The 9,832-nt window shown below is 66.4% G+C and carries 7 protein-coding genes; all 7 read left to right on the top strand.

Annotated features, from left to right (window positions below; genetic code table 11):
* Positions 1-857: AAA family ATPase (locus tag B2W70_RS08090; RefSeq protein WP_286744598.1), on the top strand; the 857-nt coding region annotated here is incomplete at its 5' end.
* A gap of 506 nt (positions 858-1,363) precedes the next feature.
* Positions 1,364-2,050, top strand: a complete 687-nt coding sequence (locus B2W70_RS08085; RefSeq protein WP_286744596.1) for a hypothetical protein — start codon at positions 1,364-1,366, stop codon at positions 2,048-2,050.
* Positions 2,043-2,267: a hypothetical protein gene (locus tag B2W70_RS08080; RefSeq protein WP_286744594.1), complete on the top strand. Its 225-nt coding sequence runs from the start codon at positions 2,043-2,045 to the stop codon at positions 2,265-2,267. The genes B2W70_RS08085 and B2W70_RS08080 overlap by 8 nt, the downstream gene beginning before the upstream one ends.
* A 2-nt stretch (positions 2,268-2,269) precedes the next feature.
* Positions 2,270-2,506: a hypothetical protein gene (locus B2W70_RS08075; RefSeq protein WP_286744592.1), complete on the top strand. Its 237-nt coding sequence runs from the start codon at positions 2,270-2,272 to the stop codon at positions 2,504-2,506.
* Entirely contained in the window at positions 2,503-2,721 is a 219-nt protein-coding gene (locus tag B2W70_RS08070; protein WP_286744591.1) for a hypothetical protein, read from the top strand. Before B2W70_RS08075 ends, B2W70_RS08070 begins: the two co-directional genes overlap by 4 nt.
* A 13-nt stretch (positions 2,722-2,734) precedes the next feature.
* Complete coding sequence (locus B2W70_RS08065; RefSeq protein WP_286744590.1) at positions 2,735-4,549, top strand: hypothetical protein; 1,815 nt, start codon at positions 2,735-2,737, stop codon at positions 4,547-4,549.
* A partial coding sequence (locus tag B2W70_RS08060; protein WP_286744588.1) for a GNAT family N-acetyltransferase occupies positions 4,539-9,832 on the top strand: 5,294 nt, incomplete at its 3' end. The genes B2W70_RS08065 and B2W70_RS08060, both read left to right, overlap by 11 nt.

The following is a 9,832-nucleotide window of genomic DNA, read 5'->3' as shown; positions in this document are numbered from 1 at the left end:
TTTCGCAAGGCCTGCCGGAATGGCGAGGGCGCCGGGTCAAGTCTGGCCGTGTGCTTTACGTCGTCGCCGAAGGCGTTGAGGGGTTCAAGCTTCGAACAGAGGCCTACGCGCGCCAACACCAGATTGACCCCGACACGTTGCCTTTGCGCGTGGTGTGTGATGCTCCGAACCTGTTGGCGAGGGACGAGGTTTCCAACGTGATCAAGCAGGTCGAGCAACACGGCCCGTTCGACCTGATCACCGTCGACACCTTTGCCCAGACCACGCCGGGCGCCAACGAAAACAGCGGCGAAGACATGGGCAAGGCCTTGGCCCACTGCCGGGAGATTCGGGCGCGAACAGGTGCCACCGTCCTGCTTGTGCACCACAGCGGCAAGGATCCCGACAAGGGGGCGCGCGGGTGGTCGGGTCTGAAGGCTGCGGCAGATGCCGAGATCGAGGTGCTGCGCGATGGTGACCACCGGGAAATGCGCGTTTCAAAGCTCAAGGACGGTGAGGACGGTGCCTCCTTTCCGTTCAAGCTGGTGCCCGTGACCCTGGGCCTGGATGAGGACGGTGACGAGGTGACCAGCTGCGTGGTGGAGCACCTCGAAGACGGGAAGAAGCTCCGGCATCGCGGCGCGGGGCCAAAAGGGCACCACCAGAAATTGGTGGTGCGCGTGCTGCACGACCTAATGGGGCTTTCGGGTGGCGCGGTGCTGATCACCGACCTGCTCGAGCACTCGGTACGGCAAATGGTGCCTCCCGAGCACGGCAAGCAGGACAAGCGGCGCCGCGATGCCGGCCGGGCTGTCGATGCGCTGATCGCGGCAAACGTGCTGCGCGTCGACGGTGACAAGGTGGGGGTGGGGGAGTGACGGGCATCCCGTCAAGTCCCAAACATCCCGTTTGGGACTGCGTGGCCCTCATCCCATCCCATCCCAAACACGACCAAAAGGGGGCCGCCGCTATCCCATCCCATCCCACCACCCTTAAGAGGTGGGATGGTGGATGGGCGAAATGCAAGGCTTTGTGAGGGTCCCGCTAAGCCTTGTCGGTTTTTGTCTGCATCTGTCCGCATGCCCCCTGGCTGAACCTGCAAAAGTTCGCGCGTTCGTTTCTCAGCGCTCCGCATCGCGTGCGTGCGCGCGGGACACCCATACATCACTCAGACAGCTGAAAGCCGCACGCATCGCGGGCGTGTGCGCGCGAACCTGGACACGACTTGGACACCCCACGCGCGTGCGCATGTGCGGATTCCCCGCGCGCACGCATACACGCCTGCAAAGGCGCGCTGCTTTGCCGTGGCAAGTGCACGGAGGGGGTGCGCTTACCTCGGCCCCTCGGTCGCACCATCCCCGTGTATCAACAGTGGAGGGCGGCAATGTCTCTCACGATCGGGAAGCGCAAGGAGCTCGAAAAGCGCCTGGAGGCCCTGCGCCATGAACAAGTGGTCTGGTCCAGCAAGCTCGCGAAACAGGGTGGAGCAGCTCCGGGCGACGAAGTGCTCACCAAGCTTCTGGAAATCCAAGCGGCCATCAAAACGACCGAGCAGGCACTCGGCCTGCTTGCCTCTGCCGAAGAGGTCTACAACCGCGAGCAGGGCCGCCAGCGCTACCGGAGCTCGCTTGATGACTCCGTGGATGCTCGTGGCGAGGTGATCGACGCCATCCGCGCGCGTCAGAGCGCTGCAGCTGCGGCCGATGCCGCAATTACCGCACTCGGCAATGCTCTCGACCAGATGCGCGCGGCTTCCGAGGGCGGGCTCGACGCGTTCGACCGCTGGCGCCGTGGTGTTCGAGTCGGTACGCCTGACGTGCTGGGCGACGATCCCTGGTCTCTCGGCATGGGGCACACGCACCCAGATTTGCACTGGTTCGCCCACGTGCTCGCGCAGCGCCTGGACGAGACCTTGCGCACGCGTATCAAGCTGCACCCGTACGTGCAATTCGCATACGGTGAGACGCCCGTCAAGACCCTCGCAGCCTGCAACGAAAGCGCGGCCGTGACGTTTACCGGGAGCACGGGCGGCGTGCATGAAAAGCTTAAGAAGGCCGCCGCAAATGCCTGACCCCGTCGGATTGAGCGAGCGCGGCGTGCCGGTGGGCCAGTTCCACCCAAGGGCCAAGCTTTCCGACGCTGAAGCCGCGCAGCTGCTGGAGCTGCGCGACCGCTTGGGCCACGGCTACGGCACGCTGGCCCGCATCTTCGGCATTTCGCCCAGCCAGGTTCGCAACATCGTCAAGGGCCGCAGTCGTCTGGTCCCTGTGCAGTGGCGTGAGGGGTAGCCATGGCTCGGCGGGTCGTCGGTGTGAACGAGCGCGGCATCCGAGTGGGCCAGTGGCACCAGCGGGCGATTCTCACCGACGCCGACATCGACCGCATGCTCCAGCTACGCGACCAGGGCTTCAGCTGGAAGAAGCTGGCGGCCTTTTTCGAGTGCTCCGCGCGCCACTGTCGCGACATCTGCTCAGGAAAGAAACGCCAGATGGCCACCAGGTTCAAAGAAGTGGAGATTGATCTATGAAGAAACCTTCGCGAGAGTTCTCTCAGTTCGTCAAAACCTACGGTTTGACGGAGACACGCGCCCGTCAACTGCTGACCGAGGCCGGTGTCACGCAGGCGCCTCACCAGATGCCCGGCCAGTTTGACGTCTCCGGGGCTGCGCCGCGCTTGGTCCTTAAGCCCGCCGAGACCGTCGGCGCACGCGCGCAGCAGCTCTATCCCGACTTGAAGCCCTGAAAGGCCGCCCAGCATGCTCCGTGTGCCTTCGCTTGATACCTTCCAGACCTCCTTGGCAGCAGGGCCGAGTGCGCGATTCACCGCACCCCAAGGCCCCGACGCCGGCACCATCGCTGCACGCCAGGGCGCGCAGATGGGCCAAGCCCTGAGCGAGGCCGGGCGGGTCGCCGGCGGCATCGCGCTTGACATGCAGGTGCGCGCAAACGAAACCCGCGTGGCCGAGGCGAGCAACACAATGGTCCGCGCTCGCGCCGACTTGCTGACCGGCGCACTGCAGCTGCGGGGAAAAAGCGCCCTGGAGCGACCTGACGGCAAGTCACTGCAGCAAGAGACGGGCGAGCAGTTCGACGAGCTCAAGCGACAGCTGGCCGGCAAGCTGGGTAACGAGGCACAGCGCGTGGCCTTCGAGGCGCAGGCCGAATCATTGCGCAACCAGATGCATGAGCGGCTGACCGCGCACGTGGCCGAGGAGTTCAAGACCTACCGACTCGATCAGCAAAATGCCGCGATCGAGTCCGCCGTGCAACAGGGCTCCCTGCTGTGGGGCGACTCCAAGATGTTGGAGCAGTCAGCGGGCGCCATTCGCGCCGCTGTGGCCCAGCGGGCCGCCGATCAAGGGTGGGACAACGAGACACACCAGAACGCGGCCATTGGTGCCATGACGCCCCTTCACATCGGCGTCATGCGCGGGATGATCCAAGCCGGTCGCAGTAACGATGCCCGGGGCTACTTCGAGGCCAACAGCGCCGGCATGACGCTGCAGGCGCGCGCGCAGATGCAAGAGGTGGTCAAGCGCGCCAGCGATGCGCAGATCGCCGAGGCGATCGCCGATCAAGTGTGGGCCGCTGTCGGCCCTCAGCGTGACAACGACGCCGTGCGCATCTTCGACATGGAGAAGGCCCTGCGCGAAAACCTGAAAGACAACCCGGACGCCATGGCGCTGGGCTTGTCTGCCTTGCGCCAACGGGCGCAGGCCTTCAACGCCCAACAAGCGGAAATCAACGCGCAAAGCGTCAACAGCATCTATGCGCAGCTGGACCAGGGCGTGCCCATGTCGCGCGTGGCGCGGTCCGACGCCTGGCTTGCCATGCCGGACAAGACCCGGCATGAAATCGTCAAGTCGCTGGAAGCCGAGGCGGCGGTGCGTGAGCAGCGTGCAGCGGCAGCCGAGTCCCGTGCATTCACGCGGTCGCAGCGCGAACAGCAAATGTCCCTACTGCGCAACGCGGACACCTACCTCGAGCACACCGACCCTCAGAAGCTGGCCGGCATGTCCCGAGAGCAGGTGGCCGCCTTGCGGCCCAAGTTCGGCATGGAGGCGACCCAGCACCTGCTCAACCGGTGGGACAGCATCGGCAAGGCCGGCGGCAAGCAGGCGGCCACGATCGACACCGACACCTTCAACCAGGTGGCCGAGGAGCTGGGCCTGGAGCCCTTCAAGGCCAAGAAGACCGAAGGCGAACGGACGCAGCTTGGGGCGTTGAAGTACCGCATTGAACGGCTGATCGACACCGCGCAGCAGGCCAAGCAAGGCCCGTTGACGGCAGCAGAAAAGGAGACCTTGGTGCGCGAAGAAATGGCCCGCCAGGTGACCGTCGACCCAGGCATGTTCTCTCGCAACCGCCAGGTGCCCGTGATCGCTTTGACAGGTGACCAGGTGGCCGACGTGGTGATCCCTCCCACTGATCGCAAGCAGATCGTGGACGCCCTGCGCCAGATGTACGCCAAGGAGCCAGGCAATCCCGCCTACGCCCCCACCGAGCAAAACGTGCGCCGCACCTACCTGCGCAACCAATCCAAAGCTGGAGACCTGATCCGTGGCCAATGAGTATCTGACCCAGCTGGAAGCGGAGCACGGCCAGCAGCCTGAAAACACATACCTGAGCACCCTGGAAGCGGAGCGCCAGCAACGCACGGCAGCCCTGCGGGGCAGCCTGACGCAGGCTGTGGGTGCAGACCCTGAGCAGGTGGCCCACCAGCGTCGCGTCGCCTCCTACCTCGGCTACCCCACCGCGGCGGTGCAGGCGCTGCCCGGCCTCGAGCAACGCGCCAAGCTCCAGCAGATCGAGAGCACCCTGGCTGATGCGCCAAAGACCCGCGAGCGCTTCACGGACTCAGATTTCGCCAAGCTCGCGCACGACGACGTCGACAACATGACGCTGATCGAGCGAGGGTTGCGCCAGTTCTCGGGCGGTCTGGTCGATTGGGCGGGCACTCGGGTCCACGGTGTGGGCGTGGCGTTGGACATCGCACATCGCAACATCACCGGCGCGATGGTCGACATGCTGCCCAAACCGCGCGGCGGCGACATGACGCCAGGCGGGCGGCAGAGTGCCACCGGCCCGTCACTGGCGCCCGACTGGTTGATCACCGGCCAAGCGGTGCAGCGCTTGGCCCGCAACGAAATCAAGATCCCCGAGGGTCGGCAGACCTTTGGCGACCAGGTGGCCGCAGGCCTGGGCCAGGTCACCGGCCAGGTTTTGAGCTACCCATTCAGCGGCGGCCCGGCGGGGCTGTACCTCGACGGCATGAGCGTCATGGACGAAAAGGTCCGAGGCGACAACGCCAGCCAAGGGTCCAAAGACCTGGCCACGCTGGCCGGTGCGGTCGTGACCGGCGTGACGGAGAAATGGGCACTGGACAAGCTGCTGGGTCCGGTGGGCGATCAGGCCAAGGCCAGCCTGACCGCAGCCCTCACGCGCATCGGCATCGCTGCCGCTTCCGAGGGCGCGCAGGAAGCCACTGAAAGCATTGCGCAGGACTTGCTGCGCCAACAGCTCACGAACGCCGATGCCGACATCCAGCTGGCCGGCGCGCTGCAAGAGGGCAGCGTGGGCGCAGCAGTGGGCGGCATCGTGCGCGGCATCGTCGAGTCGGCCCTGCACGTGCGCACGCGGCATACCCAGCGGGTTGATGCCGCGTACCAAGCCGAGGCTGACGCGCAAGCCCTGCAGAAGCTCGCCACGTTGGCCGAGGCCAGCAAGGTGCGCGGGCGTGATGCCGAGGCCTTCGAGGCTTTCGTGCGCGACGCTGCCAAGGAATCCGACCTGCGCGACGTGTTCGTGCCCGCGCAGGTGCTGCAGCAGGCCGGCAAGCTCGAGCAGCTGGCAGCAGTTTCGCCAGCAGTAGCGGAGCAAGCAGCCCAGGCACTCGGCACCGGCGGCGACATCCGAATCCCGGTCGAGGAGTTCGCCGCGCGCATCGCCGGCGCCGGGCTGGCGCAGGACCTGATCGGCGAGCTCAAGACCGACCCGGGCGGCATGACGCTCAACCAGGCGCGCGCTTTCGCCCAGGACCAGATGCAAGGTGTAGCCGAGGACGTCACGCAGCAGGTCGAGCGCAGCCAGCGGCAGGAACAGATCGAGCAGGACGCGCGGGCCATCGAGGCCACGGTGCTGGAGCAACTGAACGCCGCCGGCCGATTCTCACCCTCGGTGAACAAGGCATATGCACAGCTGCCCCGGGCGTTCTTCGAGACCCTGGGTCAGCGCATCGGCGCCAACCCCCGCGAGCTGTTCGAGCACTTCGCGCCGCAGATCCTGGCCGAGGGCGTCACCGGATCGGCTGTGCTGGATCAAGGCCCCGCCCTCGACGAGGTGCTGCGCGGGTGGTCGACCGCTGGGGTTGAGCATGCGGTCAGGGAGAACAGCGACCGCATCACGGTCTCGAAGATTGTTGTGCCTGACGGCGCCCGAGGCCAGGGTGCGGGCACAGCGGCCATGCGCCAGCTACTGGAGTACGCCGACCGCACGGGCAAGCACGTGGTGCTGTCCCCTTCGGCCGACTTCGGAGGCGACAAGGCCCGCTTGGTCAAGTTCTACAAAGGCCTGGGGTTCGTTGAGAACAAGGGCAAGAATCGAGCATTCAGCACCAGTGAAAGCATGTACCGGCAGGCGCCGGGCAAGGTGTTGCAGCAATTGCAGCGCGGGGGCTTCGTTCCTGCTGAATTCACTGAGGGCGGCAAACCTGTCATTGCCCTACTTAAGGGGGCGGACCTCTCCACATTCCTGCATGAGGCTGGGCACTGGTTCCTTGAAACCTACGCTGCCATTGCAGAGAGCGAGCCGCTGTTGCAAGGCGACATGCAAATCCTGTTCGACTGGATGGGCGTCAAGGATCTGGCCGCCTGGCAGGGCATGACCCTGGATCAGAAGCGCGTGCATCACGAGCAGTTCGCCCGGGGCTTCGAGAAGTACCTGGCCGAAGGTCGGGCCCCCACTTGGGAGCTCGGGCAGATGTTCGCGCGCTTTCGCGACTGGCTGGCCGCCGTTTACAAGAACCTGGCCGGGCTGAATGTCGAGCTCACGGACGAGGTGCGCGCCGTGATGGATCGCATGCTGGCCACCGACGACCAGATCCGCCGAGCCGAAGCGGGCCGCAGCATGGCGCCGCTGTTTCGCTCGCAAGAGCAGGCCGAGCGGTTCGGGGTCAACTGGGGCGACTACAAGACGCTGGACGTCCACGCCACTGCGCAGGCGGTCGAGGAGCTGGAAGCACGCAGCGTGCGCGACATGGCGTGGACCTCACGCCTTCGCGCCAGCACCGTGCGGCGCATGAACAACGAAGCGGCCGAGCTGCGCAAGCAGATGCGCGAAGCGGTCGAGGCCGAGGTGCAAACCTGGCCGGTGTACGCCGCCCAGCGCTGGCTCAAGCGGGGCGAAACCACAGGCCCCCAGGGCGAGCAGATCAAGGCCCAGGCCGGGCACCGCCTGAGCACCGAAGCACTGCGCCAGATGTACCCGGTCGGCGGCCTGGCCTCGGTGAACTGGCAGAAGCTGGGTTACGGGGCCTACGGCATGCTGGCCGAGAAGGGCATGCACCCCGACCAGGTGGCCGACATGTTCGGCTTTGCCTCGGGTGATGCCATGGTGCGCGAGCTGCTGGACGCTCAACCCCTGCAGGTGGTGGTCGACGGGATCACGGACCAGCGCATGCTTGAGCAGCACGCCGACCTGTCGAGCCCCCAGGCGATCGCCCGCGCGGCCGACGCTGCGATCCACAACGATGTGCGCACCCGCTTCCTGGCCACGGAGCTGGCAGGCCTGCGCAAGGCTGTCGGCGGTGCGCTTGAGCTGGCCCGCATGGCAAAGGAGCAGGCCGCCCGAATCGTCGACAACACGCCTGCGGGCAAGCTTCGCCCCGCGCAGTTCGCAGCGGCTGAGGTGCGCGCTGGCAAGGCCGCCGAGGAGGCGCTGCGCCGTGGCGAGGTGGAGGAGGCAGCCCGACAAAAGCGGTTCCAGCTGATCAACCATGCGGCCACGCGTGCCGCGTACGAGGCACAAGCCGAGGCCGCCAAGACGCTGGCCCTTTTCCGCTCGATCGCGGACGGCAGCGCTGAGACCGTTGGCAAGAGCCGCAACATGGACCTGGTCAACACCGCCCGCGCCATCCTGGCCGAATACGGTGTCGGCATGCGCGGCAAGAACCCGCGTGCCTACATGGACGCGGTCAAAGCCTACGATCCCGAGCTTTTCGCGACCGTCGAGCCGATGCTGCAGGATGCGGAGGAGGGCGCCAAACCACTCGACGACCTGATGATCGGCGAGCTGCGCGCACTGCGCGACAACGTCGATTCCCTGTGGTACCTGTCGCGCCGCGAAAAGCTCGTGGAGATCGACGGGCAGCTGGTCGAGCGCGCGCAGGTGACTGACACCCTCGGCGCTCGGCTCGAAACCTTGGGCATGCCCGGGACGGTGCCAGGGGAAGATCAGGCAGTCACCGAGGGTGAGAAGCGTGTGCGCTACCTCATGGGCGCACGGGCTGCGCTGCGCCGCGTCGAGTCCTGGGCGACTCGCATGGACGGGGGCGACATGGGCGGAGCCTTCCGGCGCTTCGTCTTCACCCCCATCAGCGAGGCCGCCGACGCCTACCGTGCCGACACCGGCAACTACCTCAAGCGCTACCGTGACCTCCTGCAGGCCATCGAGCGCACCTTGGCACCGGGCCGCATCCACGCGCCCGAGCTGGGCAACGGCTACACCTTCGGCGCGTCCAAGGGTGACGCCGGCATGGCCGAGCTGCTGCACGCGATCCTCCACACCGGCAACGAGTCCAACAAGCGCAAGCTGTTGCTGGGCCGTGGCTGGGCGTCGGAGACCGCCGAGGGCGGACTGGACACCCGCCGGTGGGATGCCTTCGCGCAGCGCATGATCAACGAGGGCAAGCTGACACGCGCGCACTTCGAGTTCGCGCAAGGGGTTTGGGACCTGCTCGAAGAGATCAAGCCGATGGCCCAACGGACCCACCGCGAGGTGTTTGGGCGCTACTTCGACGAGGTGAGCGCGGATGCCTTCACCAATTCGCTGGGCACCTGGCGCGGGGGCTACGTGCCCGCCATCGCTGACACCTTCGAGGTGCAGGACGCCGCGATCAACGCCGAGCTGGAGGCGGTCAACCAGGGCAATGCGTTCATGTTCCCGGCCACCTCTCGCGGCTTCACCAAGTCGCGCGTGGAGTACAACCGACCGCTGGCCCTGGACCTGCGCCTGCTGCCTCAGCACATCGACAAGGCCATCCTGTTCGCCCACATGGAGCCCAAGGTGCGCGACGTGATGCGAACGCTGCGCGCCAAGGGGCTGGCCGGCAAACTGAACCGCTATGACCCGGTGGTCTACACCGATCTGTTGCTGCCCTGGCTGAACCGGGCAGCCAAGCAGACCGTGGAGACGCCCGCGACCGGGTGGGGCGGCAAGCTTGCAGACCGGTTTTTCAGGGCTGCGCGCTCACGCGCGGGCATGGCCGCGATGTTCGCCAACCTGACCAACGCCATGCAGCAGGTCACGGGCTTCAGCGTGGCGGCGGTGCGGGTCAAGCCCGGCCACCTGGCCCGAGCCTCTATGCGCTACCTGCGCGCACCTGCCGAGGTGTCCGCCGAAGTCGCGCGGCTGTCGCCTTTCATGGCCAACCGCCTGGACGGGCAGGCCATGCGCATGCGCCAGGACATCGAGGAATTGCTGCTCAACCCTGGGCGCTACGAAAAGGCCAAGGCCTGGAGCGCTCGACATGCGTACTTCCTGCAGTCGGCGTTCCAGAACGTGGTCGACACGATCACCTGGGCGGGTGCCTACGATCAGGCCCTGGCATCGGGCACGGCGGAGCGCGAAGCGGTGCG

The sequence above is a fragment of the Aquabacterium sp. UBA2148 genome, assembly GCF_002328915.1.
Classification (GTDB): Bacteria; Pseudomonadota; Gammaproteobacteria; order Burkholderiales; family Burkholderiaceae_C; genus Aquabacterium; species Aquabacterium parvum.
Note: the sequence above shows the minus strand (reverse complement) of the source record. Positions and strands in the feature narration are given on the sequence as shown.